Origin of the sequence: Ruegeria sp. HKCCD6157 (assembly GCF_013110685.1) — a bacterium.
In the GTDB taxonomy this organism is placed as follows: Bacteria; Pseudomonadota; Alphaproteobacteria; order Rhodobacterales; family Rhodobacteraceae; genus Ruegeria.
Genome location: NZ_WVRB01000001.1, coordinates 1,059,653 through 1,082,065, shown reverse-complemented (window position 1 = coordinate 1,082,065; position 22,413 = coordinate 1,059,653). Strand labels below are relative to the sequence as shown.

Below are 22,413 nucleotides of genomic sequence, written 5' to 3'. Positions count from 1 at the left end.
GCCAAATACATACCGCCGGTGACAGGATCACCGGCGGTTTTCGTGTTCGCCGTCTTGCGCTTATTCGGCTTTTTGCGCTTCGACCGAGATCTGCACCTGCACTTCGTCACTGACAAACGGTGCGAACTGGCCCAGATCAAATTCACTGCGGACAAGGGTCGTGGTGGCGTCGAAACCGGCCCATGGCTTGTTCGCCATTGGATGGGTATCAACCTTGTTCAGTTTGGCATCCAGAACAACGGAATTGGTCACGCCGTTCATGGTGAGGTCGCCGGTGATCTTGGCAGTGTTTTCACCGGTCACTTCGATACCCGTCGAGGTAAAGGTGATCAGGTCGCCCTCGGTCGCACCAAAGAAATCCTCGGTCATGAAGTGATCTTCACGCGGCTTCCAACCGGTGAACATCTCCAATACCGGCATCGACACGCTCACGCTGGAAGCGGCGGGATTTTCCTGATCAAACATGATCTCGCCCTCAAAGCCCGAGAACATGCCGGTTGTGGTTGAAAAGCCCAGGTGGTCATAGCTGAAGACAACCTGGCTGTGGCTCGGGTCCAGCACGTATTTCTCGGCGCTGGCGAATGCCGTGGTCGCCGATACGGCCAGTGCAGCAGCAAGAAGGGTGGATTTCATAACAATCTCCGCGTTTTTGTGAATGCAACCCGGCAGGGTTGCTCACAAACAAAATGTGCCGCCTGTCGGCGGCACACAACCTTTTTCGAGTCACAACATCTGTTCCTTTTTGAACAGAATAAAGTTCAGCCGAAAATTGTTACGCTCTTGCTCAGTTGCCCTTTCAGCGCTCGGCTGACATCCGCCGATTCAAGGGGCAGCTTCATCAAAAGGCTCCCATCCACATCAAACAAGTGGACTTCGTTTTCTTCAAAACGCGCACCACCCAGCGATTCATAGCTGCGGCGCAGCACCGTCTGAGGGCGTCCGTCTTCGTTCTTTTGCAGAACACGGACTTCGCGGCGGATCGGATCGAAATAGGCATCCGGGCGCTGATCAAGAACTTCGATCGTCAGCAAACTGACACCGACGATCAGAAACAGCATGGATGCCACCATCTTGATCGGCCAGACATCTGCACCCACGATCGAGCCTGGCATCAGCCACATCGAAAACGCCGAAAAGATCAAGAACGCTCCTACCAACCGCGCCAGGATCAAACGGGCCTTCCAGTTTGGCGCGAAGGCAATCATTACCGGCACCGAATGCTCAAAGCGCGAGCCTGCCGCCTCTTCCCGGTATGTGTTTGTATTGGTCGCGGTCATAACACTTCACCTTTTATCAGGTTACTGTCGAATTTCTGTTTGGTCCGGGTAACGTCCGGTATGCAAAACAACTTTGAGCCGAAAAGCGTCAGCATTTGGGCGGCCCAAAGGAAATTGGGCGGCGTCTCAAAGGCATATGTGGCGGGGCTTGCTCCTGCGGTTCAAACGTGTATACGGGGCCATCCTTCGCAATCAGATGAATCGCGCAGCCTCTCGTGGCAGGGTCGCGAAGGACCGGATGGCCCCGCCTATGAAATGCGCCTTGACATAAACAGGAGTGCACATGCCACTGTATGAGCATGTAATGATCGCGCGTCAGGATCTGTCCAACGCGCAGGCGGAAAGCCTCGTCGAACATTTCGGCACCGTTCTGGCTGACAACGGCGGCAAGCTGGTTGATAGCGAGTACTGGGGCGTCAAGACGATGGCCTACAAGATCAACAAGAACCGCAAGGGCCACTACGCCTTCCTGAAAACCGATGCGCCCTCGGGTGCGGTTCAGGAAATGGAACGCCTGATGCGCCTGCATGATGACGTCATGCGCGTGCTGACCATCAAGGTTGACGGTCACGAAGACGGCCCGTCGGTTCAGATGCAGAAGCGTGACGAACGTGGCGACCGCCGCGAGCGTCGTTGATCACCGCCTGAGGAAAGGACACTAAACCATGGCCGCAAAACCATTTTTCCGCCGCCGCAAGGTCTGCCCGTTCTCGGGTGAGAACGCGCCGAAAATCGACTACAAAGACACTCGTCTGCTGCAGCGCTACATCTCTGAGCGTGGCAAGATCGTACCTTCGCGCATCACCGCCGTTTCGGCGAAAAAGCAGCGTGAACTGGCCCGTGCTATCAAGCGCGCCCGCTTCCTCGCCCTGCTGCCCTACGCAGTGAAGTAAGGAGAGACTGATATGCAAGTTATCCTGCTGGAACGCGTTGCGAAACTGGGTCAGATGGGCGACGTCGTTGACGTCAAGCCCGGCTACGCCCGCAACTTCCTACTGCCTCAGGGCAAAGCTCTGAGCGCCTCAGACGCCAACATCGCGTCGTTCGAAGCCCAGAAAGCGCAGCTTGAGGCACGCAACCTGGAAACCAAGAAAGAAGCTGAAGCACTGGCTGAAAAGCTGGACGGACAGCAGTTCATCGTGATTCGCTCGGCATCGGATGCTGGCGCTCTGTACGGCTCGGTCACCCCGCGTGACGCCGCAGAGGCTGCAACCGAAGCTGGTTTCACCGTCGACAAAAAGCAGGTTGTTCTGGTCAATCCGATCAAGGAACTGGGTCTGCACTCGGTTGCAGTCAAGCTGCACCCCGAAGTCGAAGTTGAAATCAAGATGAACGTGGCGCGTTCGGAAGAAGAAGCCGAACTTCAGGCGTCGGGCAAATCGATCCAGGAACTGGCCGCTGAAGAAGAAGCAGCCGCTGAATTCGAGATCGCCGAACTGTTCGACGACATCGGCTCGGCCGCATCCGAGGACGAAGAGCTGGCTGCAGAAGCCGCTCCTGCCGAGGAAGACGAAGCCAAAGCCTGATCCGGCAAGGTTTCGAACACAACAAAGGCCGTGCTTCAGCGCGGCCTTTTTTCTTGCCTCCGAGCCAAACCAGCAAATTTTAGCCCAACTCCATCCATAATCTTGCAGCCAAATACTCAGACCATATCATTGCAACTCGAAACCCCGGAGAAACTTATGCCCCTGTTCACCCGTCGCAATCTCATGGCACTCTTACTGACAGCCCCGTTGGTTGCCTGCGGTGCAGGAGAAGTCTCCAAGGCGGAAACACCGCAATTCAATCCTCCGCTCTATCCAAACGAAACGCCGGAACTGCGCGCGTCGATCAACAAATGGGCGGACCACTACGAGCTTCCGCGAGAGCTTGTTCACAAGCTCGCCATTCGTGAAAGCACGCATCGCCCCTGGGCGGTCAACCGACCCTATTATGGGTTGTTGCAAATCCTTCCGGCCACCGCACGATCCATGGGATACACCGGAAACGCCAAAGGTCTGTTGGACGCGGACACCAACCTTGAGTTCGCCGGGAAATACCTTCGTGGCGCCTGGCTTCTGTCTGATGGCAACCAGGATAGGGCCATATTTCTTTATGCCAAGGGCTTTTACCCCGAAGCCAAAGCGCGCGGATTGTTGGTGGAAACTGGGCTGAAACCCGCCAACTGACGGTGATTAGCGTCAGAAAGCCGCGTGAAATTAGCACTTTTTGCCGAATAGTGACAAAAATGTTCTATTGAATGTCTCATTATTTGGAATTGCGCAGACAATTAGTACCTCGCCTTGTCATGTTTAGGAAAGTATGGTGTTCTGGCTCGGTGAGGTAAACGGGTTCCACTCTGTGTTATATGCATGCTCGACGACACCATCGGGCTGTAAGATGGGCCGCAGCTGGTAGGCACCACATGGAAATTGTCGATCTGAGCACTCTGCCGGATTCAGAAGTTCGATACACCGAATTTCTAAGGCAAATCTGTGAGAAGCATGATATGGATCATGCTGCTTATGCTGGCATGAACCCTGCTGCCGGCACGGTTGCCGGCTTTGTTACCTATGACGACGCCTGGAATGAGCACTACCAAAACCAGGGTCTGATCATGATTGATCCGACCATCCATATGGCCCGCCGCAGCATCGCGCCAGTGGATTGGAGCCGACTTGAGCGCAGCCCCGACTTCCAACGTGTATTCCGGGATGCCCATGATTTTGGATTGCCAAACCAAGGCGTTACAATTCCCGTGCGCGGTCCCTACGGAGATATCGGCCTGCTGAGCGCAACGCGCAATTGCAGCAAAGAGGAATGGCGCAAGCTATACACGCATGTCATTAGTGACTTGCAATCGATGGCAGTGCACATCCATGACAACGTGGTTTCCTCAGACGAATTGACCAGCGCGCTGTATCATCCAACACTTTCCAGACGTGAGACAGAGATCTTGCAGTGGGTTGCGGCAGGGAAATCGCAACAGGACATCGGCGATATTTTGTCCATTTCACACCGAACCGTAGAAGTGCACTTGCGTTCCAGTCGAGAAAAGCTTAGTGCGCTGACCACTCCTCAGGCCGTTGGCCGGGCGATTGCAATTGGGCTTATTACCCCAAGTTAAACAAAAAAAACGCAAAATTTCGCCAAAATACGGGAAACCCCCAATAGAAAAATCCCCTGTGTCCGGTAACGTCTAAGTTACCGAATAACCACTCGAAGGGGGAAGAAATGATCATCGTGGTAGATGGCCTGAACAGACATATGTTCAGCGAAGTTCTTGATGAAATGTTCGAGTTGAGAGCACGAGTTTTTGGCGAACGCCTGGGATGGGACGTCAACATTGAAGATGGCAAAGAGATCGACGAGTTCGATCACCTGGACCCGGCATATGTAATCGGACTCGACGATGAGGGGAATGTCGTCGCAGCCGTGCGTGCCCTCCAGACCACCGGACCACACATGTTGTCGGATGTCTTCTCGGCGATCCTTTGCGGCGAAGCACCACTTCGCAGTGCGACCATGTGGGAATCGACCCGGTTCTGCGTCGACACGCAACGGCTCACGCGTGGCAAAGAAAAGAACTCGGTCTCCTACGCGACTTGCGAGTTGATGATCGGATCTTTGGAATATGCGAAAAATGCAGGTATTCAGGACATCATCACCGTGATTGATCCGGTCATGGATCGGGTGTTGAAGCGTTCGAATTGCGCGCCTTACGACTATGTCGGTAAGACAGTTCCAATGGGCAAGGTTCACGCATTGGCCGCTCTGCTGGACTGCACCGAAGAACGTATCGCCGGCCTGCGTGAATTTGCGGGCATTCACAACGACGTGTTTATGGACGAAGAAGAAGCGTTAGCTCTGTTTGCCGCGAAGAAAGCCGCAGCACAGAATCCCGCGAACCAGGATCACAAACCACTCACCGATCTCGAGAAATATTTTGTGGAACAGATGAGCGCCGCAAAAACAGAAGCTGAACGGCAGGATGTCCTCAAGCTGATCGAAGCGCTCACGGATACGTTCACGCCAGAGCAAAGAACCGCTCTTTTGGAAACCCCCCGTGCTTTTGCTCATGAGGCCTGACCCCCTCACCTCATAGATACAAAAGCCACCCATGCGGAGCCGTCTGATTGCAGGCGGCTCCGTTTTTTGTCCCTTCTTCTGACGAAGGGAAGGAAGAGGATTACTCCTCTTCCAGTGCCTCGACGGCTTTCTTAAGGTCATCTTTGCTGACTTCCTTGTCAGTGACCTGAGCCAGCTCCAACACGTAATCCACAACCTTATCTTCAAAGATCGGGGCACGCAGCTGCTGTTGCATCTGTGCGTTCTGTTGAACGAACTCGAAGAACTGACGTTCCTGACCCGGGTACTGACGTGCCTGGTTCATGATCGCCTGTGTCATCTCAGCGTCGGTAACTTCAACTTCGGCCTTCTGGCCCAGTTCAGCCAGCAACAGGCCCAGACGCACGCGACGCTCGGCCAGCTTGGTGTGCTCGTCCGTGGGCTCGATCGGGTCATGGTCGTGGCCTTCGACTTCTGGGTTTTCTTCGTGCCACAGTTGATGCGCAATCTGCTTGGCTTCGGCTTCAACCAGCGACGGCGGCAGATCGAACGACACCTTCTCGTCCAGCGCATCCAGCAAAGCGCGCTTGATCACGGCGCGCGATGCACCTGCATATTCAGCTTCCAGGCGCTCTGCGATCTGGCTTTTCAGGGCTTCAAGATCTTCGGCACCGAATTTTTTAGCCAGTTCGTCGTTCACTTCCGCAGCAACCGGTTCTTTGACTTCCTTGATGGTGCAGGTGAAAACAGCGTCTTTGCCCGCCAGATGCTCGGCGCCGTACTCTTCAGGGAACGTGACGTTGACGTCTTTTACTTCTTCGGCTTTCACGCCAACCAGCTGCTCTTCAAAGCCGGGGATGAAGCTGTTCGAGCCCAGAACCAGCGGGTAATCCTCGGCCGAACCACCTTCAAATTCTTCGCCGTCAACCTTACCGACGAAATCGAACACGATCTGGTCGCCGTCCTTGGCTTTTGACCCCTTGCGGCGCGCTTTGAAGTCCTGAGCGGTTTCCGCCAGATTGTTAAGAGCTTCCTCGACGGCTGCTTCATCAGCCTTGACGATCAGCTTTTCCAACTCGACCGATTTCAGATCAACTTCCGGGATCGCTGGCAGCGCCTCGTAAGACATGGCGACTTCTACGTCATCGCCTTCTTTCCAGTCCTCATTGGTCATCTTGACCTCGGGCTGAAGCGCGGGGCGATCACCGCTGTCTTCAAAATGCTTGTTCATGGCGCCGTCGATGGTTTCCTGCATCGCCTCGCCCAACAGGCGCTGGCCGAACTGCTTTTTCAGCAGCGCCATAGGCACCTTGCCTTTACGGAAACCTTTCATTTCGATTTCCGGCTGCGCTTCGGTCAGCTTTTCATTGACCTTTTCGTCCAGCTCGGCTGCTGACACAACGATGTTGTAGCCACGTTTCAGACCTTCGTTCAGCGTCTCGGTAACCTGCATTATGGTAGTCCCCATAGGATTCGGGGCGCGCAAATAGGGCGCGCCGGGCAAATTTGAAGCCTTCTATTTGCCCTGCCGCCCGCGTGCAAGAGGCAAAGGCTGAATCCAGTGGTATTTGATCGCCTAAACCGCAAAAAAGAACGCCCCGGAAACCGGGGCGCTCGCACTTGTTCCAGCCAGACAATCAGAACTTCCAGCGTGCGCCCAGAACCCATGCTTCGTTGTTGTCGAATGACGAGCCGTCATCGAAATCGTGGTTGCGGTATTTCAGATAAACATCCGTGTTGATCGGCTCGACTTTTTGCACGACCGCGATACCCCAAGCTTTGGTGTCAGAACCGTTGCTCTGGAAATCCGAGCCACCATAATAGTCGATACCGACGCCGGTCTTGCCCCAGGACACCCAGTTGCCTTCGTACGAGATCTTACCGTACCAATAGTTCGGATCCGTGGCACCGGCCTGATCATCGTCGCGCGTACCGCCCGCAATCGTAAAGCCCAACCCGCTGGGAAGCAGGACGGAAGCGGAACCGATCGTATCTTTGCGATCCCCCGAATTGTCATCCCGGTCTCTTACCGAATAGGCCACGGCTGCTGCGAATTCCACACCACCGGCAAAGGTGTTTTCATAAAACAGACCGACATCGTAGTAATCGTCATCGTCGCTGCTGGACAAAATGTTCTGACCATAAGCGAAACCGGCGGAAAACCCGTTGAACGACGGCGTATCATACCGCACACGACCACGCCGCGCGCCGTCAAAGTTGCTGGAACTGTCACCAACCGTAATACCGCTCAGCATACCGGTCGTGTCCCGATAGAAGAACCCTGCATTTTCATCGTTGGTAAACGAATACAGCGCGGTTCCGACATATGACAGATCAACTTCTGCGGCGCCATCAGCGACCATGCTGCCCTGACCTGCCGAAAACTTGCCGTAGCCACCTTTCAGCGAAAAATCCACATGGCGAATGTCTTCGCGATTCCAACCATCTGCGTTGGTTCCGAATTGATCGGCAGACGCCGAACCCGGCAGGCCAAGGCCTGATTCAAACCAAAATTGGAATTCGTTGCTTCCATATGGCTGCACAAGACGCAGGCCAACACGGCTGTTCGACAGATCGTTGTCGAGAACACGGGTCTCGGTATCCTGTCCGTCATCCACCGAGATCAAGGCGGGGTGCAGTTGTCCATACAGCAGCACATATCCGCCACTATTGTTTTCGTATTTCATTTCCGCCACAGCCGGGATGGCGGTCGTCGCAGTCAGAACAGCGGCTACTGATATCGGTTTGATGTTAAGGGTCATTTCACTCACCATGAAAGGTTCGGGGTTCAGGTACTGTCCATTTGTTTACGAACTGCGAGCGTTCCAGTGGCCCGCATTCACTCCCTCGCAAGCATTGCAAATTCGCAACATGGCATATCGAAAAATTGGTTATTTTTCATTTTATTTCATACAGTTACGAATCCATTCGAAGATCCAAAGCACAGTGTGCAAATAAATTGTGACGTCCAGCCATGCATCTGGCAAACATTCGGTCTGCACTGATGTGAACCTTGACGGCGGATTTCCGCCGACTCGCCGTAAATTGAGCCGTTCCACGCCCAACAAACTCAAATATTCAATTTTCTAAAAACCTCCGGCACTTGTTCCGGCAAATCTTCCGCGATCAAACCCGGCCCGAACTGGCGCGCACATTCCACATGCAGCCACGCCGCGGTTCCCGCCGCCTGCATCGGTGCCAAACCTCGCGCCAACAATCCTGCGATGAACCCGGCCAGCACATCGCCGGACCCGGCCGTCGCCAACCAGGGGGCCGCTCTTTCGTATACGGCCAAGTTGACCACGCACCGCCCATCCGGCACAGCGATCACCGTGTCCGGGCCCTTGAACAGAACCACGCACCCAGCCCGTTTTGCGGCAGCACGCGTTGCGTCCACCTTGGAAAACGTAGGACCCTTGACCGGTTGCGCGTTCATCTGCGCGGCGATGTCCGGGAATACCCGAGCAAATTCCCCGCCATGCGGTGTCAGTACGCATTTGTCGTGCAATCGCGCGATCAGGGCGCCGGGATCCTCTGCAAAAGCTGACAAAGCATCCGCATCCAACACGGTCGCCCGCCGCGCAGCCAACGCCATCGGCACCAGCGCCTGCGCCCGCTCGAATCCCAGCGCAGGCCCCAGACAGAGCGCATTCAGGCGCGTATCCTCAAGTATTTCAGTTATTCGATCAGCCCCATCAACCCGCTGCAACATGAGGGCCGTGATCTGGCTGGCCACCTCCATCTGCGCAGACGGCGGCACGCCCAGCGTCACCAGCCCCGCTCCAACCCGCAAAGCCCCCCGCGCCGCCAAACGCGCGGCCCCTGTTTTGCCCGAGCCCCCGGACAGGATCAAAGCATGACCATGTGAGTATTTGTGGCCAACCGAACCTTTCGACAGCTTCACCCCGTCAGCCTGGGTCGTGTGAACGATCTGACCGTCTTCCAGTGTTTCAAGCCCGATCGACTTGGTTCGGACCGCCCCGCAGGTCACCGGACCATCGCACAGAACATGCCCAAGCTTTTTGCTGTGAAACGTCACCGTCATGTCCGCAACAATCGCCTGACCAAGAATGCGACCGCTGTCGGCGCACAGGCCGCTTGGCGCGTCAATTGAAACGACCTTTACGCCTCGCTCTCGCAGCAGGTCTCTGACCGGCGCATTGGCCAGCATGGAGAACGCCCCTGCAAATGGCCGGGTGAGACCCGTGCCAAAAACCCCGTCGACAACCAGATCAATGCTCTTTGGAAACCCAAGAACATCATCCGCCAACGGGGCGGAGTCGAAAGCGAAGACGCGAACCTCGTTCTTTGCCCCCCATTTCTCATAATTCACCCGCGCATCCGGAGGCAGCTTTTCCGGGTCTCCATAAAGGAACACCTCAACCGCCCACCCCTGCTTCTGCAAAAGCCGCGCCACGACAAACCCGTCACCCCCATTGTTGCCCGGTCCGCACAGCACCACTGCGCGCAGCGGGCCCTCTTCATCTGGCCCTAAATATCCCGGGGAGCGCGAGGGGCTGGCCCCTCGCCTGTCCAACACGGGCCATTCTTCGAAAATCGCGTCAACAACACCCCGCCCGGCCCGCTCCATCAGCTCCAGACCGGTCACGTCACCAGACTTGATGGCGGCCTGCTCAATGGCCCGCATCTGTGCCGCTGTCAGCAATTCCATCCTTTCACCCCTTGCTCGATTCAATTTTGATTACTTTTTGTGCAAGTCGCTCAAAAAATAGCATACAGCCGTTTTTCAAAGCACCCCGACCCGCACGATATCGCAATCACATTGCCGCCCGATCTTAGACGTGATCACTGCCCCTGAGACAACCATTCAAGGTGAGCCGGGATGAAAAAGATCGAAGCGATCATCAAGCCGTTCAAACTGGACGAAGTGAAAGAGGCATTGCAGGATGTGGGCGTCCAGGGCCTCAGCGTCATCGAGGTCAAGGGTTTCGGTCGCCAGAAAGGCCATACCGAATTGTATCGCGGCGCGGAATATGTCGTCGATTTTCTGCCCAAGGTAAAGGTCGAGGTCGTATTGGACGACGACCAGGTCGACGCCGCGATCGAAGCCATCGTATCGGCCGCCAAAACCGACAAGATCGGAGACGGCAAGATTTTCGTCTCGCCCGTCGACCAAGCCATTCGCATCCGGACCGGCGAGACCGGCTCGGAAGCACTCTAACTCACAACATTACTGACACATCTATCAGAAGGACCAAGGGAATGAGCGCAGACGCAGTTCTCAATACAATCCGCGAAGAAGACGTCGCATATGTCGACATCCGCTTCACCGACGTGCGCGGCAAACTACAGCACGTCACGGTGGACGTCGATCTGGTCGACGAAGACTTCCTGGAAGAAGGCTTCATGTTTGACGGCTCGTCCATTGCAGGCTGGAAATCGATCGAAAACTCGGACATGAAACTGATCGCCGACACGACTTCGGCTTACATCGACCCGTTCTATGCGGAGAAGACACTGTGTCTGCACTGCTCGATCGTTGAGCCCGACACCGGTGAAGCCTATGGTCGCGACCCGCGCGGAACCGCGCAGAAAGCCGAAGCCTACCTGAAGTCCAGCGGTATCGGTGACGTTGCCTATATGGGTCCCGAAGCTGAATTCTTCCTGTTCGATGACGTTCGTTTTTCCAACAGTATCAATAAAGTATCTTTCGAAGTTGATGCAACGGATGCGTCGTGGAACACCGACACCGAATACGAGATGGGCAACATGGGCCACCGTCCGGGCGTCAAGGGCGGCTACTTCCCTGTCAACCCCATCGACGAAGCGCAGGACCTGCGTTCGGAAATGCTGTCGACCATGAAACGTCTGGGCATGAAGGTCGACAAGCACCACCACGAAGTGGCCTCGTGCCAGCACGAGCTGGGTCTTGTCTTTGACAGCCTGACCAAGCAGGCCGATGAGCTGCAAAAATACAAGTACGTCATCCACAACGTAGCACACGCCTACGGCAAATCGGCCACTTTCATGCCCAAGCCGGTCGCAGGTGACAACGGCACCGGCATGCACGTGAACATGTCGATCTGGAAAGATGGCAAGCCGCTGTTCGCTGGCGACAAATATGCCGACTTGTCGGACGAAGCGCTGTACTTCATCGGCGGCATCCTGAAACACGCCAAGACCCTGAACGCTTTCACCAACCCGTCGACCAACAGCTACAAGCGCTTGATCCCCGGGTTTGAAGCCCCCGTTCTGCGAGCCTATTCGGCACGTAACCGTTCGGGTTGTGTGCGTATCCCATGGACTGAAAGCCCCAAAGCCAAACGTGTCGAGGCGCGGTTCCCCGATCCGTCATCCAACCCCTATCTGGCGTTTGCCGCCCTGCTTATGGCTGGCCTGGACGGTATCAAGAACAAGATCAACCCCGGCGAGGCGATGGACAAGAACCTGTACGACTTGCCCGCCGAGGAACTGGCCGACATCCCGACCGTCTGCGGCAGCCTGCGTGAGGCTCTGGAAGCTCTGGCATCCGATCACGACTTCCTGCTTCAGGGCGATGTGTTCACCAAAGACCAGATCGACGGTTACATCGCACTTAAGATGGAAGAGGTGGAAACCTACGAGCACACGCCGCACCCGGTGGAGTACGGCATGTACTACAGCTGCTAAGCTGAGTACGGAAATGATTTGGCAGGGCGCCCCTTCGGGCGCCCTTGTCATTTCTGCCCACACGGTTTGACGCGCCGCCCTTGATCCAACAAACTGGTGAGAACACGCCCGGCCGGAGACGACAGCATGCCTTGCGATACCTCACCTTTCTCGAAATTCACAAACCTTGTGACATCCGAACAGGAGCTGAGGAGGATCTCTGGCCATCCGCTGCCACAGATCACTGCCAAGGAGGTGTCTTCACTCGATCAGATGTGTCGCGATTTCATAGCGACCTCGCCCTTTTGCCTGATCGCTTCGGCCAACACGGATGGGCATCTTGATGTTTCACCCCGTGGCGACCCGCCCGGCTTTGTTCAGGTGCTGTCCGATACCCTGATCGCGATCCCGGATCGGCCGGGAAACAAACGCGTGGATACGTTTCACAATGTTCTCAAGGATCCGCGCGTCAGCGTCCTGTTCTTTGTTCCCGGCAAGATGGAAACGCTTCGTATTCGCGGCACGGCCCGCATCTGTGCAGACCCCCGTTTGCTTGAAACCATGGCCATTGACGGGCACCCGCCCAAACTGGCGCTGCTCATCCATGTCGAGACAGCATTTGCACATTGTCCCAAATGTGTAATCCGCGCACATCTGTGGCAACCCAAAGACTGGCCGGATTCGACCCATCTGCCAAACATGAATGCGATGATGGTGAAACACGCCCACATCAATGCCACGCCTGAGGAATGGTTCGAAACGCTCAGGAAAAAGGGCGAGTTGGACCTTTATTAACCGCTTTGCCCAAGACGCAGCCCACGCTAGGCTAACCGCAGATTTCAATTCCATCGGATTACGCCCATGTTTCGCCTTGCCACCATTCTTGCCCTTTCCCTGACGTCCCCGGTTCTGGCCGCACCCTGTGGCAACACCAGCGCAGGATTTGAGGCGTGGAAGGCCGATTTTGCCAAACAGGCCCGCAAGGCGGGAGTGAAAAAGAAAGGTCTGCAAGCGCTGTCCCAGACACAATATGCCACGCGCACCATCGCCGCGGACCGCAATCAAAAAAGCTTCAAATACTCGCTGGACAAATTCATGCGTGTCCGAGGGGCCGATACTATTGTCGCACAGGGGCGCAAACGCAAAGCCGCCAACCCGAACTATTATGCCGCCTTTGAGCGGCAATATGGTGTTCCTGCGGGCGTTCTGATCGCCATTCACGGCATGGAAACCGGCTTTGGCAATTTCATGGGCGACAGTCAGGTTGTTTCCGCAATCACAACACTGGCCTATGATTGTCGCCGTTCAGAGTTCTTTATTCCCCACGCAATTGGGGCACTGAAACTGGTCGACATGGGCAGTATCACAATGGCGACAAAAGGGGCAAAACATGGCGAACTGGGCCACACGCAATTCCTGCCCGGCAACGCCCTGACCTATGGTGTCGATGCTACGGGCGACCGGCGCGTGGACTTCTACAACATGACGGATGCACTGGCCTCAACCGCCAATTTTCTTCGCAAGAAGGGGTGGAAACCGGGGCGCGGTTATCAACCCGGAGAACCAAATTTTCGCGTCTTGCAGCAGTGGAATGCAGCCTCGGTCTATCAGCAATCCATCGCAATAATGGCTGCCCGAATCGACAATTAGCCCCGCCGCACCGGCACCACGCGCCGCACCTGATTTCGCCACATTTCCGCCACAGTGACAAACAAAAGCCTTTAGTTGCTTGGTTTCCAAAGCGTAACCAATCGCTAGGAAATTTCACTTTTTTGCATTTTTCGCCAAATTCTCTCCAAGATGGGGTGCTAGTCTTTGAATAACAGAACGCAGAAAAGGACGGGGCAGTGGCTCGGAAGCACAGCTACCATGGCGGCCTGCAATTTGATGGCGACGCAACCGGCGCAATAGAGCGCTTTGGATCCATCGTTGCCACGACGCTGGAAGACTACGGTCATCTGGTCGAGCGCAAGGCCCTGCTCAGCGCGACCGAGGCCAGCATCGTCTCGAGCCAGTATCTTGTGCGGATGACTCTGGATACAGGCGCCTCCGGGCAGCAGGACCGCTACGAGCGCATGGATCGCGCCGCAGGGTTGAAAACCATAACAAAGCCCCGCGTGTCGCATCCCCAAAACAGGTTGGTGCTGACAATTACTCCAGTCTCGCCACTTTTGGACGACGCCGAGATTTCGGAACTGATGCTGGTGGTCACTCTGTATCGCATGGTCGATATCTGTTCGACCCGACGGGTTGAATGGTTGTCGCCGCACACGGTTCTTACAGTCGAGCACTTCATGAGCGCCTTTGACACCCTGACACCAAGCCGAACAACGCGGGATCGAAAGCAGATCTTTCAATCACTGACCGGACAGTTCGCCGGGATGCAGCAGTCTGAACAGGATGACACGATCACTGCCCTACACTCTCCTGCCGCGCGTCCAATTCAACTGACCGACGAACAATTGCTCAGCATCGCGTTCCGAAGCGACGAGGCAGACCTGCCCACCCAGATAGACGCAGGTGCGGCCATCGCGGATGATGATGACAAGCCAAGCGACATCCTGCGCCTTAGTAGTTGGTGCATGACCGGAGTTTTGGCCAGCATTTCAGCGCCAATTGCCGTATCGATGGCCGCAGTCAACCTGATCCGGGGCGAGGATTTCCGCCTGAACACACAGGTGCTTGTGCTCACATTCGCCATTGTCGCGCTGAACGCCAGCAACGCGTTGGCTGATGTTGCGGGTGCCTTGGGCATGTAAAAGAATTATCGAAGACCCTCCTAGGAGGCCCCGCCATCAGGCGGGGTTTTCCGTTTTTGGGATCGCGTTTGCGGCCAGAACGTATGTGTGGATGGAAAACACGACCGCGTTGGTTTTCGGCAAACGCAACAACGTCTGCCGCTCGCTTCGCAGATAAGACGCCTGACGCCGGTCCCGTATTTCGCGCGGCTCACTGGCACTGCGAGGTTGGAACAACTCCGGGTCTTCGTACCACAGGGCGTTGAAGCGCCACAGCGGGCGACCGGGTTGAATACCGTCAAACAGCCTCTGTACCCGTTTCGCGACATTGGCGTCATAGCTTTCCACGGGCACGTGGATATCAATCAGCGGCCGCATGAATTTCTCGGACAAGCGCCAACTGGCAGGAAAACACAGAATGGCACCCGTCAGAACATGCTCATTTCCCCGTTTCTGAAGAATGCAGAAGTCCTCCTGCACCAGCCTGCACAGCGTATCAAGCGGTCGGTCGCGGTCGATCGCGACGGATATGCCATCCGGCCTTGCGGCCTCTGCCCCGGCCGTGGGATATGTCTGCATCAGCACCAGATCCAGCAACTCTTGCGCGGCAGGTTTGGCCCCAGGATCAAGCGCAAGAACATCGTCGCGCCGCTCAGCCAGAATTTCTTCGCGACGCCGCATCTGGTCGGCAAAAGCCTCATCCTGACGCAGCCAGTTTTCCATGGTTGCCGGTTGAATACCCGGCAAAGCGCGTGGGTTTTCGACATCATACGGGATCTTGTTTTGCAGAATACGAGTCATGCCGGGGGCTTAGCATGCGCAGCTTTTCTTGTCGGTCGAAAACGACAACCTCGCCGTCGCATTTTTCTCAGACGATTGGTTGTGGCGGATGAATTGTAATTGGAACAAGCAACGAGGCCAGCCATGAACCAGCACTACCGAGACGCGCGCAAGATTGACCCCAGCCGTGGCACGACATTGGGCGATGGTACGCCAAACGAAAATGACCGGATCGAGATTGGTCCGACGCAGCTTGCGTTTGACGAGTGGGCCGCTGCGGGGCTGGAACTTCCCAATCTGGCACGGATGCGGGAACACCGCTGGAAGAGGCTGACACAGGCCATCGTGGACCGCGGCTATAGCGGCTTGCTGATTTTTGACCCGCTGAATATCCGCTATGCCACCGACAGCACGAATATGCAGCTGTGGAACACCCACAATCCGTTTCGGGCGGTTTTGCTGTGCGCGGATGGCTATATGGTGATCTGGGATTACAAGAACTCCCCCTTCCTCAGCACCTTCAACCCACTTGTGCGCGAGCAGCGCTCGGGCGCTGACCTGTTCTACTTCGACCGGGGCGACAAGGTTGACGTGGCCGCGGATGTGTTCTCGAACGAAGTACGCGTACTGATCGAAGAACACGGCGGCGGCAACATGCGCCTGGCCGTCGACAAGATCATGCTGCACGGATTGCGCGCGCTCGAGGCGCAGGGGTTCGACATCATGGAAGGCGAAGAGCTGACCGAGAAGACCCGCGCCGTCAAAGGGCCCGACGAAATCCTGGCCATGCGCTGCGCCAGCCATGCCTGCGAAACTGCGGTTGCCGAAATGGAACGGTTTGCCCGTGCCAATGTCGGCGACGGCAAGACCTCGGAAGATGATATCTGGGCTGTTCTTCACGCCGAAAACATCAGGCGTGGCGGTGAATGGATCGAAACCCGTCTGCTGGCTTCGGGTCAGCGGACCAACCCATGGTTTCAGGAATGCGGCCCGCGGATCACCCAGCAGAACGAGATCATCTCGTTCGACACCGACCTGATTGGATCTTACGGGATTTGCATCGATATTTCCCGCAGTTGGTGGATCGGCGATCAGAAGCCGCGCGAGGACATGATCTATGCCATGCAACACGCCCATGAACACATCATGACCAATATGGAGATGCTCAAGCCCGGCGTGATGATCCCCGAACTGACCGCAAATTCCCACCGGCTGGACGAGAATTTCCAGGCGCAGAAATATGGCTGCCTGATGCACGGCGTCGGCCTTTGCGATGAATGGCCGCTGGTTGCTTATCCGGACAAGGCGGTTGAAGGGGCCTACGATTATCCGCTGGAACCCGGAATGGTCTTGTGTGTCGAAGCCTGCGTGGGCGAAGTGGGTGGCGATTTCAGCATCAAGCTGGAGGATCAGGTTCTCATAACCGAAGACGGATATGAAAACCTGACGAAATACCCCTTCGATGCCCGGTTGATGGGGCTCGAGTGAGGCCGGCGCCTCATTCTGACCAATGAGACCGGCGCACGTTGCCGTGCCAGTCTTCGACAGTTGGACTTGCCTGAGCCTGCGGCCCGCTGAAAACTGCGGGCCGGGATTGCCCGACGGCAAAACCCACGAGGCCAGCCAGAACAATCGCCATGACTGTACCGGGAAGTATCTTTGGAAGGTGTGCGGCAGCGTCTGCATGTGCCATCTGCTTCTCCTTTATCAATTGCTGTAGGCCGTAGATGGGCCTGATTGCGACATAAGTGAAACGAATGTTTGTTCGGCTTTGCATCACACACATTGATGGAGCGCCAAACACCCCCAATTAGCGGCCACGCCTGTCACCGCCCGTGGCATCTTTCGGATTGCAAGACGCTCGCTTGGTTCTCACCTTCCCGTGACGCGTTTGACATAAGGGTTGTGACCCGGCGGGCTTGACCACAGTATTGGGGATGTTTCCCCGAACCGTTCAAGGAGCCGACATGCCCACGGAACGCATCACTTTTGCCGGACATGACGGCAGCCAATTGGCCGCGCGGCTGGATTTGCCGGATGGTCCGGTCCTTGCGACGGCCCTGTTTGCCCATTGCTTCACCTGTTCCAAGGACATACCTGCGGCCCGGCGCATTTCGGCCCGCCTGGCGGCCATGGGAATTGCAGTGCTTCGGTTCGACTTTACCGGCCTGGGTCATTCCGAAGGAGAATTCGCCAACACGACTTTCACGTCGAATGTCGAGGACCTGATCTCGGCCGCGCAATATCTGGCCGGACGAAACATGGCCCCTGCCCTTCTGATCGGTCACTCGCTTGGCGGTGCGGCGGTTTTGCGGGCGCGTGCCGGAATTCCGACGGTCAAGGCCGTGGTCACCTTGGGCGCACCGGCGGATCCCGGCCACGTGTCCCATCATTTCGAGGATGCCCTGCCCCAGATCGAACAGGAGGGCAGCGCCGAGGTCACCTTGGGCGGGCGCCCGTTTCGAATTGGCAAAGCGTTCGTGGATGACATTGCGGGATCGGCCCTGTCTGCCTCGATCGCTGATCTCAAGGCCGCTTTGCTGATCCTGCACGCTCCTCGGGACGAAACGGTCAGTATCGACAACGCAAGCACCATCTTTCTGGCTGCAAAGCACCCAAAAAGCTTCGTCACCCTCGACGAAGCCGATCACCTGATCACACGGGCGTCTGATGCTGAATATGCCGCGGATGTCATCTCGGCTTGGGTCTCGCGCTATCTGAAACTTTGCCCCCCCGCGCCACCCCCGGGTGCGCCGGAAGGTGTCGTTCGCGTGACAGAGGCGGATCCGAATGGCTTCATGCAGGATATTCAGGCCGGTCCGCACCATCATGCGGTTGCAGATGAGCCTGCCTCTTATGGCGGCACGGATAAGGGCATGTCGCCTTATGGCTTTGTCTCATCCGGCCTCGGCGCCTGCACGTCCATGACGATAAGGATGTATGCGCGCCGCAAAAAATGGCCGCTGACCAGTGTCAGCGTCGATGTCTGCCATGACAAAGTTCATGCTCAGGATGCCGGTTTGGCAAATGAGGGCAAAGTGGATCAGTTCCGCCGCAAAATCCGCCTGAGCGGCCCGCTTGATCAGGAACAAAAACAGCGCCTGCTGGAAATCGCAGACAAATGCCCGGTTCACCGGACACTTGAAGGCTCGGCGCATATCACGACCGAACTTCTTACCTGAGAAAAGGCCGCCGGACAGGCGGCCTTTTGATTATCTGCGGCGTGGTGCCGGGCGGTGGATCGGTGGCCGCGCGGCAGGTGGCCGGGCCACCGGGGGTCGCGGCCGTGCAGGAGGTTTGGCAACCGGCGGATTTGGGCGCTCGGGACGCACGGGCCGATCAGGTCGATCTGGGCGGTCCGGGCGGTCGATATCAACATTCACATCGACATCGCGATAGTAATCGTTCCACAGCATCGAGTCATAGAACGGGTCATACCCGTATCCAACGCCGACCGTTACGCCGTCACAGGCCGACAACGTCAAAGTTGCAGCCCCCAGCCCCAATGCGAGGGAAATCCGTTTGATCAGTCCAATGCGCATCTTGCCCCCCTTTACAGAAGCGACCGGAACGACGCGAAAACGGCGTTCAAATCTTCGGCGAAATCCGGGTCTGCCCCGTCCCGCAGGATGGCAACAGCTATGGCGACACGGTTGCGCGGCAAATCAATGACAGTGGCCGTGAAGTTCACCCCCTTGCCATCCCGGCGCCCTGTCCCCCGAAACACCCGGGCAGGCAACCCGCCGATACGGGTGTCGCTGGTGCTGGTAAGGGTCGGGTCTTTGACCAGAAATTTGTCGATGTCCTGCAAGTAGCGGACCCCATCCTGAATGGTTGCAACCCCTGAAGGTGAAACAAACCCCATCCAGACGTTGTCGTCCGTTACGGGGCGCAGCCCCATGACTCGGGCCACCGCACGCGGATCATCCAACCCGGTGTCTTCGATCTCACGCGGGCCGCCAGTGCGCAGCACCCAGAAATCGGGCACGTCGAACCGAAACAGGGCGCGACCATCCTCGGTATACGTCACCGGAGTGTCGGCCAGTGCTGATCCTGCCCCACCCAGCCAGACAGCGGCGCAAGCGGCAAGAATTGGAGATGATAATAAACGCATATCTCAATAACCTGATGATTTCTTCGCCCTCAGCTTGACCGCTGAAAGCGCGACTTGTCCAGCACTGCGTTGCAAAGACCCAGGAAAACCGCGTTCAGGTGTTTCCCTTCCCCGCACATGTCGTCTGGCTCTTGCAAGCATCACGCCCCAGTTTTTCATACAAATACATGAGTTCTATTTCGCATAGACCCCGACGGTCTGGCCGCCCGCATCATCAACGAAACGGATCGCGTCCCCTTTTCGCCAGACGTCGTAGCAGGCCCACAAATCGGCAGGTGGCCATGTCGAGCAGTATTGATCCCCTCTCACCGCCCAGCGCCCGACACTGGGCCCGCCCGAAAAATACTGCGTGGTCATGCTGGCTTCGAAAACCTGCCAAACACCCGAGCCGTATTCCAGCTTCTTGCCCGCCAAGGCTGACAGGATTTCCTCTCCGGGCAGTTTCTGGAAGTCTCCGGCCGTCAAAACACCCGGCCAAAGGGCGAAAATCAGGGCAAACCGTCTCATACCTGCTCTCACATCTTGTTCCCTTGCGCACAGGCGGCTAAACCCCGCGCCAACGCCTCATCCCAATCACATAAAGGTGCTGCCGCCAATGATTCCCCGTTATTCCCGCCCTGACATGGTTGCCATCTGGTCGCCCGAAACGAAGTTTCGCATCTGGTACGAAATCGAGGCGCATGCCTGCGATGCCATGGCCGATCTGGGCGTGATCCCGCGCGAGAATGCAGAAGCCGTTTGGAAAGCCAAGGACGTGGAATTCGACGTCGCCCGCATCGACGAAATCGAAGCCGTCACCAAGCATGACGTCATCGCATTCCTGACCCATCTCGCCGAACATGTCGGCAGTGAAGAGGCCCGGTTCGTGCACCAGGGCATGACCAGTTCGGACGTGTTGGACACCTGCTTCAACGTCCAGCTGACGCGTGCGGCCGACCTTCTGATCGCCGATCTCGAAGGGCTTTTGGCAGCGCTCAAGCGCCGTGCGTTTGAACACAAGGACACCGTTCGCATCGGCCGCAGCCACGGTATCCACGCAGAGCCCACCACAATGGGCCTGACCTTTGCCCGGTTCTATGCCGAGATGGACCGCAACCTGTCCCGTATGCGTGACGCCCGTGCGGAAATCGCAACTGGGGCCATCAGCGGCGCCGTCGGAACATTTGCCAATATCGATCCCGCCGTCGAGGAACATGTCTGTGACAAACTGGGCCTTGTGCCCGAACCGATCAGCACCCAAGTGATCCCGCGTGATCGCCATGCGGCCTTCTTTGCGACGCTTGGCGTCATCGCCAGCAGCATCGAAAACATCGCCATCGAAATCCGCCACATGCAGCGGACCGAGGTTTTGGAGGGCGCGGAATTCTTCTCGATGGGCCAGAAAGGCTCGTCTGCCATGCCGCACAAGAAAAACCCGGTACTGACCGAGAACCTGACCGGGCTGGCCCGCATGGTACGCGCGGCAGTGATCCCGGCAATGGAGAATGTCGCGCTCTGGCATGAACGCGACATCTCGCATTCCTCGGTCGAGCGCATGATCGGACCAGATGCCACGATTACACTGGATTTTGCGCTGGCCCGTCTGACCGGTGTGATCGACAAGATGCTGATCTTCCCCGAAAACATGCTGGAAAACATGAACAAATTTCCCGGTCTTGTCATGAGCCAGCGTGTTCTTCTGGCTCTGACCCAGGCAGGGGTCAGCCGTGAGGACGCCTATGCCATGGTCCAGCGCAACGCGCTGAAGGTTTGGGAACACCGCACCGATTTCAAACAGGAACTGCTGGCGGACGCCGATGTAACTGCCGCGCTCAGCCCCGAAGAAATCGAAGAGAAATTCGACCTCGGCTATCACACCAAACACGTTGATACGATCTTCGCCCGGGTATTCGGCGAATAACGTAGGTCTCGACGCCGCCTTCCCACGGCCCGGTCTGCATTTCACAGGCCGGGCCTTGTTTTTTGCCAGACCGCCCGAAATCGGTTATTCTGTGGATGATTTTTTGGGGAGAGGCACCATGATCCGTACCGTTCTTTGCTCACTTGCACTTGTTTGTGTGGCATCTGCCAGCTTTGCGTGCAGCGGGCATTCCAAACAGACGCAATCCTGCGCGCCCGGCACAACCTGGGACACTGAAACGCAAAGCTGCGCGAAATCCGTCAACAGCTGACGAATTTCTGTCCGACTTGTGAATAAAAGCAACCGTTCCACTGTTAGCTTTTTTGTAGATCGCACTATGATTTTGTGAGCAGCCCCGAGAACGGAGTAAGAATATGCGCCTTTTGTTAGCTTCAGCCCTCGCTTTGCAGGCCTTCGCCTTTGCCCCGGTGGTCCACGCCGCAGGCGGCGACAGCAGCAGCCCGCCGAAACCGACGAATACGACCAAGAAATGTTTGTTCGGTCGGGTCTATGACGAAGCCAGAGGCCGGTGCGTGAAACCCAACAAAACCAACCTGTCGGAAAATCAGCTTTACGACGCCGTCCGCGAACTGGCCTATGACGGGCAATACGGGCACGCGCAGGATATCCTGCGGATCATGGATCAGGACGACGACCGTGTGCAGACCTATTGGGGCTTTACCTACCGCAAGATGGGCGAGCTGGAGCTGGCGAACGTCTTTTACCAGAATGCCATCAATGCCAATCCCGACAATCTTCTGGCGCGCAGCTACATGGCGCAAGGCTTTGTAACCGAAGGCAAAACCGATCTGGCAATCGAGCAATGGCGCGAGATCAAGGCCCGCGGCGGCGAAGGGACCTGGGCCGAGACGTCTCTGCGCGAGGCCATCCGGACAGGGTTGACCTACAGCTACTGAGCTTCAGGGTTATTTAACCCAACTCCCGTTA

Annotated in this window: 25 protein-coding genes; 15 read left to right on the top strand and 10 right to left on the bottom strand. The window is 56.7% G+C overall.

Going from position 1 to position 22,413, the window contains the following annotated elements; all coding sequences use genetic code 11:
• Positions 1–60: 60 nt before the first annotated feature.
• Both GS612_RS05060 and GS612_RS05055 read right to left on the bottom strand, forming a co-directional pair.
• A complete protein-coding gene (locus GS612_RS05060) occupies positions 61–633 on the bottom strand; it encodes a YceI family protein (RefSeq protein WP_171167617.1) in 573 nt (190 codons plus the stop codon).
• Between the two features lie 125 nt (positions 634–758).
• Complete coding sequence (locus tag GS612_RS05055; protein WP_171167615.1) at positions 759–1,277, bottom strand: hypothetical protein; 519 nt, start codon at positions 1,275–1,277, stop codon at positions 759–761.
• Positions 1,278–1,560: 283 nt separating this feature from the next.
• On the opposite strand from GS612_RS05055, the gene rpsF reads away from it, so the two are divergent.
• The 6 genes from rpsF to GS612_RS05025 all read left to right on the top strand — a co-directional run bounded on the left by rpsF (position 1,561) and on the right by GS612_RS05025 (position 5,345).
• Complete coding sequence (gene rpsF, locus GS612_RS05050) at positions 1,561–1,914, top strand: 30S ribosomal protein S6 (protein ID WP_152458335.1); 354 nt, start codon at positions 1,561–1,563, stop codon at positions 1,912–1,914.
• A gap of 28 nt (positions 1,915–1,942) precedes the next feature.
• Positions 1,943–2,170, top strand: a complete 228-nt coding sequence (gene rpsR, locus GS612_RS05045) for a 30S ribosomal protein S18 (protein WP_005608650.1) — start codon at positions 1,943–1,945, stop codon at positions 2,168–2,170.
• Positions 2,171–2,182: 12 nt separating this feature from the next.
• A complete protein-coding gene (rplI, locus tag GS612_RS05040) occupies positions 2,183–2,803 on the top strand; it encodes a 50S ribosomal protein L9 (protein WP_152458336.1) in 621 nt (206 codons plus the stop codon).
• A gap of 156 nt (positions 2,804–2,959) precedes the next feature.
• Positions 2,960–3,445: a lytic transglycosylase domain-containing protein gene (locus tag GS612_RS05035; RefSeq protein ID WP_171204967.1), complete on the top strand. Its 486-nt coding sequence runs from the start codon at positions 2,960–2,962 to the stop codon at positions 3,443–3,445.
• 236 nt (positions 3,446–3,681) lie between these two features.
• On the top strand, positions 3,682–4,383 hold the full coding sequence (locus GS612_RS05030) for an autoinducer binding domain-containing protein (protein ID WP_152458337.1): 702 nt from the start codon (positions 3,682–3,684) through the stop codon (positions 4,381–4,383).
• A gap of 107 nt (positions 4,384–4,490) precedes the next feature.
• The gene (locus GS612_RS05025; RefSeq protein ID WP_152458338.1) at positions 4,491–5,345 is read left to right on the top strand and encodes an acyl-homoserine-lactone synthase; all 855 of its coding nucleotides are present in this window, start codon (positions 4,491–4,493) and stop codon (positions 5,343–5,345) included.
• 100 nt (positions 5,346–5,445) lie between these two features.
• Here the strand turns inward: GS612_RS05025 and tig are convergent, their stop codons facing one another.
• The 3 genes from tig to GS612_RS05010 form a co-directional block, all read right to left on the bottom strand.
• Entirely contained in the window at positions 5,446–6,777 is a 1,332-nt protein-coding gene (tig, locus tag GS612_RS05020) for a trigger factor (RefSeq protein ID WP_171115357.1), read from the bottom strand.
• 184 nt (positions 6,778–6,961) lie between these two features.
• Entirely contained in the window at positions 6,962–8,086 is a 1,125-nt protein-coding gene (locus tag GS612_RS05015; protein WP_171639273.1) for a porin, read from the bottom strand.
• A 308-nt stretch (positions 8,087–8,394) separates the two neighbouring features.
• Positions 8,395–9,996 (bottom strand): NAD(P)H-hydrate dehydratase, encoded by a 1,602-nt coding sequence (locus GS612_RS05010; protein ID WP_171639272.1) that lies wholly within the window; start codon positions 9,994–9,996, stop codon positions 8,395–8,397.
• A gap of 171 nt (positions 9,997–10,167) precedes the next feature.
• Between GS612_RS05010 and GS612_RS05005 the strand changes: the two genes are divergently transcribed.
• From GS612_RS05005 to GS612_RS04985, 5 genes are all read left to right on the top strand, one after another.
• The gene (locus GS612_RS05005; RefSeq protein WP_152458342.1) at positions 10,168–10,506 is read left to right on the top strand and encodes a P-II family nitrogen regulator; all 339 of its coding nucleotides are present in this window, start codon (positions 10,168–10,170) and stop codon (positions 10,504–10,506) included.
• 41 nt (positions 10,507–10,547) lie between these two features.
• The gene (gene glnA / locus GS612_RS05000; RefSeq protein ID WP_152458343.1) at positions 10,548–11,954 is read left to right on the top strand and encodes a type I glutamate--ammonia ligase; all 1,407 of its coding nucleotides are present in this window, start codon (positions 10,548–10,550) and stop codon (positions 11,952–11,954) included.
• Between the two features lie 126 nt (positions 11,955–12,080).
• On the top strand, positions 12,081–12,728 hold the full coding sequence (locus GS612_RS04995; protein WP_171639271.1) for an MSMEG_1061 family FMN-dependent PPOX-type flavoprotein: 648 nt from the start codon (positions 12,081–12,083) through the stop codon (positions 12,726–12,728).
• Between the two features lie 66 nt (positions 12,729–12,794).
• On the top strand, positions 12,795–13,583 hold the full coding sequence (locus tag GS612_RS04990) for a lytic transglycosylase domain-containing protein (protein WP_171204971.1): 789 nt from the start codon (positions 12,795–12,797) through the stop codon (positions 13,581–13,583).
• A gap of 197 nt (positions 13,584–13,780) precedes the next feature.
• A complete protein-coding gene (locus GS612_RS04985) occupies positions 13,781–14,692 on the top strand; it encodes a hypothetical protein (RefSeq protein ID WP_171614383.1) in 912 nt (303 codons plus the stop codon).
• Positions 14,693–14,728: 36 nt separating this feature from the next.
• Here GS612_RS04985 and GS612_RS04980 read toward each other — a convergent pair whose 3' ends face one another.
• Positions 14,729–15,472, bottom strand: a complete 744-nt coding sequence (locus GS612_RS04980; protein ID WP_171639270.1) for a DUF3445 domain-containing protein — start codon at positions 15,470–15,472, stop codon at positions 14,729–14,731.
• A gap of 123 nt (positions 15,473–15,595) precedes the next feature.
• Between GS612_RS04980 and dddP the strand changes: the two genes are divergently transcribed.
• On the top strand, positions 15,596–16,939 hold the full coding sequence (gene dddP / locus GS612_RS04975; protein ID WP_171639269.1) for a dimethylsulfonioproprionate lyase DddP: 1,344 nt from the start codon (positions 15,596–15,598) through the stop codon (positions 16,937–16,939).
• 10 nt (positions 16,940–16,949) lie between these two features.
• Here dddP and GS612_RS04970 read toward each other — a convergent pair whose 3' ends face one another.
• Complete coding sequence (locus GS612_RS04970) at positions 16,950–17,144, bottom strand: hypothetical protein (RefSeq protein WP_171204975.1); 195 nt, start codon at positions 17,142–17,144, stop codon at positions 16,950–16,952.
• Between the two features lie 274 nt (positions 17,145–17,418).
• Here GS612_RS04970 and GS612_RS04965 point away from each other — a divergent pair, with 274 nt between their 5' ends.
• The gene (locus GS612_RS04965) at positions 17,419–18,633 is read left to right on the top strand and encodes a bifunctional alpha/beta hydrolase/OsmC family protein (protein ID WP_171639268.1); all 1,215 of its coding nucleotides are present in this window, start codon (positions 17,419–17,421) and stop codon (positions 18,631–18,633) included.
• Positions 18,634–18,663: 30 nt separating this feature from the next.
• Here GS612_RS04965 and GS612_RS04960 read toward each other — a convergent pair whose 3' ends face one another.
• The 3 genes from GS612_RS04960 to GS612_RS04950 all read right to left on the bottom strand — a co-directional run bounded on the left by GS612_RS04960 (position 18,664) and on the right by GS612_RS04950 (position 20,072).
• Positions 18,664–18,993 (bottom strand): hypothetical protein, encoded by a 330-nt coding sequence (locus tag GS612_RS04960; protein WP_171167593.1) that lies wholly within the window; start codon positions 18,991–18,993, stop codon positions 18,664–18,666.
• 11 nt (positions 18,994–19,004) lie between these two features.
• Positions 19,005–19,565 (bottom strand): hypothetical protein, encoded by a 561-nt coding sequence (locus GS612_RS04955; RefSeq protein WP_152458352.1) that lies wholly within the window; start codon positions 19,563–19,565, stop codon positions 19,005–19,007.
• A 174-nt stretch (positions 19,566–19,739) separates the two neighbouring features.
• On the bottom strand, positions 19,740–20,072 hold the full coding sequence (locus tag GS612_RS04950; protein WP_171639267.1) for a hypothetical protein: 333 nt from the start codon (positions 20,070–20,072) through the stop codon (positions 19,740–19,742).
• Between the two features lie 88 nt (positions 20,073–20,160).
• On the opposite strand from GS612_RS04950, the gene purB reads away from it, so the two are divergent.
• Positions 20,161–21,465, top strand: a complete 1,305-nt coding sequence (gene purB / locus GS612_RS04945; protein ID WP_171228076.1) for an adenylosuccinate lyase — start codon at positions 20,161–20,163, stop codon at positions 21,463–21,465.
• A 374-nt stretch (positions 21,466–21,839) separates the two neighbouring features.
• A complete protein-coding gene (locus tag GS612_RS04940; protein WP_171614395.1) occupies positions 21,840–22,382 on the top strand; it encodes a tetratricopeptide repeat protein in 543 nt (180 codons plus the stop codon).
• Positions 22,383–22,413 lie beyond the last annotated feature (31 nt).

Bases quoted from the DNA above. Each gene is read 5' to 3' on its own strand.
- GS612_RS05005 (WP_152458342.1), top strand. From the start codon at position 10,168: ATGAAAAAGATCGAAGCGATCATCAAGCCGTTCAAACTGGACGAAGTG.
- rpsF (WP_152458335.1), top strand. From the start codon at position 1,561: ATGCCACTGTATGAGCATGTAATGATCGCGCGTCAGGATCTGTCCAAC.
- GS612_RS04950 (WP_171639267.1), bottom strand. From the start codon at position 20,072: ATGAGACGGTTTGCCCTGATTTTCGCCCTTTGGCCGGGTGTTTTGACG.
- GS612_RS05030 (WP_152458337.1), top strand. From the start codon at position 3,682: ATGGAAATTGTCGATCTGAGCACTCTGCCGGATTCAGAAGTTCGATAC.
- GS612_RS04940 (WP_171614395.1), top strand. From the start codon at position 21,840: ATGCGCCTTTTGTTAGCTTCAGCCCTCGCTTTGCAGGCCTTCGCCTTT.
- GS612_RS04955 (WP_152458352.1), bottom strand. From the start codon at position 19,565: ATGCGTTTATTATCATCTCCAATTCTTGCCGCTTGCGCCGCTGTCTGG.
- rplI (WP_152458336.1), top strand. From the start codon at position 2,183: ATGCAAGTTATCCTGCTGGAACGCGTTGCGAAACTGGGTCAGATGGGC.
- GS612_RS04990 (WP_171204971.1), top strand. From the start codon at position 12,795: ATGTTTCGCCTTGCCACCATTCTTGCCCTTTCCCTGACGTCCCCGGTT.
- dddP (WP_171639269.1), top strand. From the start codon at position 15,596: ATGAACCAGCACTACCGAGACGCGCGCAAGATTGACCCCAGCCGTGGC.
- GS612_RS05055 (WP_171167615.1), bottom strand. From the start codon at position 1,277: ATGACCGCGACCAATACAAACACATACCGGGAAGAGGCGGCAGGCTCG.
- rpsR (WP_005608650.1), top strand. From the start codon at position 1,943: ATGGCCGCAAAACCATTTTTCCGCCGCCGCAAGGTCTGCCCGTTCTCG.
- GS612_RS04965 (WP_171639268.1), top strand. From the start codon at position 17,419: ATGCCCACGGAACGCATCACTTTTGCCGGACATGACGGCAGCCAATTG.
- GS612_RS04995 (WP_171639271.1), top strand. From the start codon at position 12,081: ATGCCTTGCGATACCTCACCTTTCTCGAAATTCACAAACCTTGTGACA.
- tig (WP_171115357.1), bottom strand. From the start codon at position 6,777: ATGCAGGTTACCGAGACGCTGAACGAAGGTCTGAAACGTGGCTACAAC.
- purB (WP_171228076.1), top strand. From the start codon at position 20,161: ATGATTCCCCGTTATTCCCGCCCTGACATGGTTGCCATCTGGTCGCCC.
- GS612_RS05060 (WP_171167617.1), bottom strand. From the start codon at position 633: ATGAAATCCACCCTTCTTGCTGCTGCACTGGCCGTATCGGCGACCACG.
- GS612_RS05025 (WP_152458338.1), top strand. From the start codon at position 4,491: ATGATCATCGTGGTAGATGGCCTGAACAGACATATGTTCAGCGAAGTT.
- GS612_RS04960 (WP_171167593.1), bottom strand. From the start codon at position 18,993: ATGCGCATTGGACTGATCAAACGGATTTCCCTCGCATTGGGGCTGGGG.
- GS612_RS05015 (WP_171639273.1), bottom strand. From the start codon at position 8,086: ATGACCCTTAACATCAAACCGATATCAGTAGCCGCTGTTCTGACTGCG.
- GS612_RS05010 (WP_171639272.1), bottom strand. From the start codon at position 9,996: ATGGAATTGCTGACAGCGGCACAGATGCGGGCCATTGAGCAGGCCGCC.
- GS612_RS04980 (WP_171639270.1), bottom strand. From the start codon at position 15,472: ATGACTCGTATTCTGCAAAACAAGATCCCGTATGATGTCGAAAACCCA.
- GS612_RS04970 (WP_171204975.1), bottom strand. From the start codon at position 17,144: ATGGCACATGCAGACGCTGCCGCACACCTTCCAAAGATACTTCCCGGT.
- GS612_RS05035 (WP_171204967.1), top strand. From the start codon at position 2,960: ATGCCCCTGTTCACCCGTCGCAATCTCATGGCACTCTTACTGACAGCC.
- glnA (WP_152458343.1), top strand. From the start codon at position 10,548: ATGAGCGCAGACGCAGTTCTCAATACAATCCGCGAAGAAGACGTCGCA.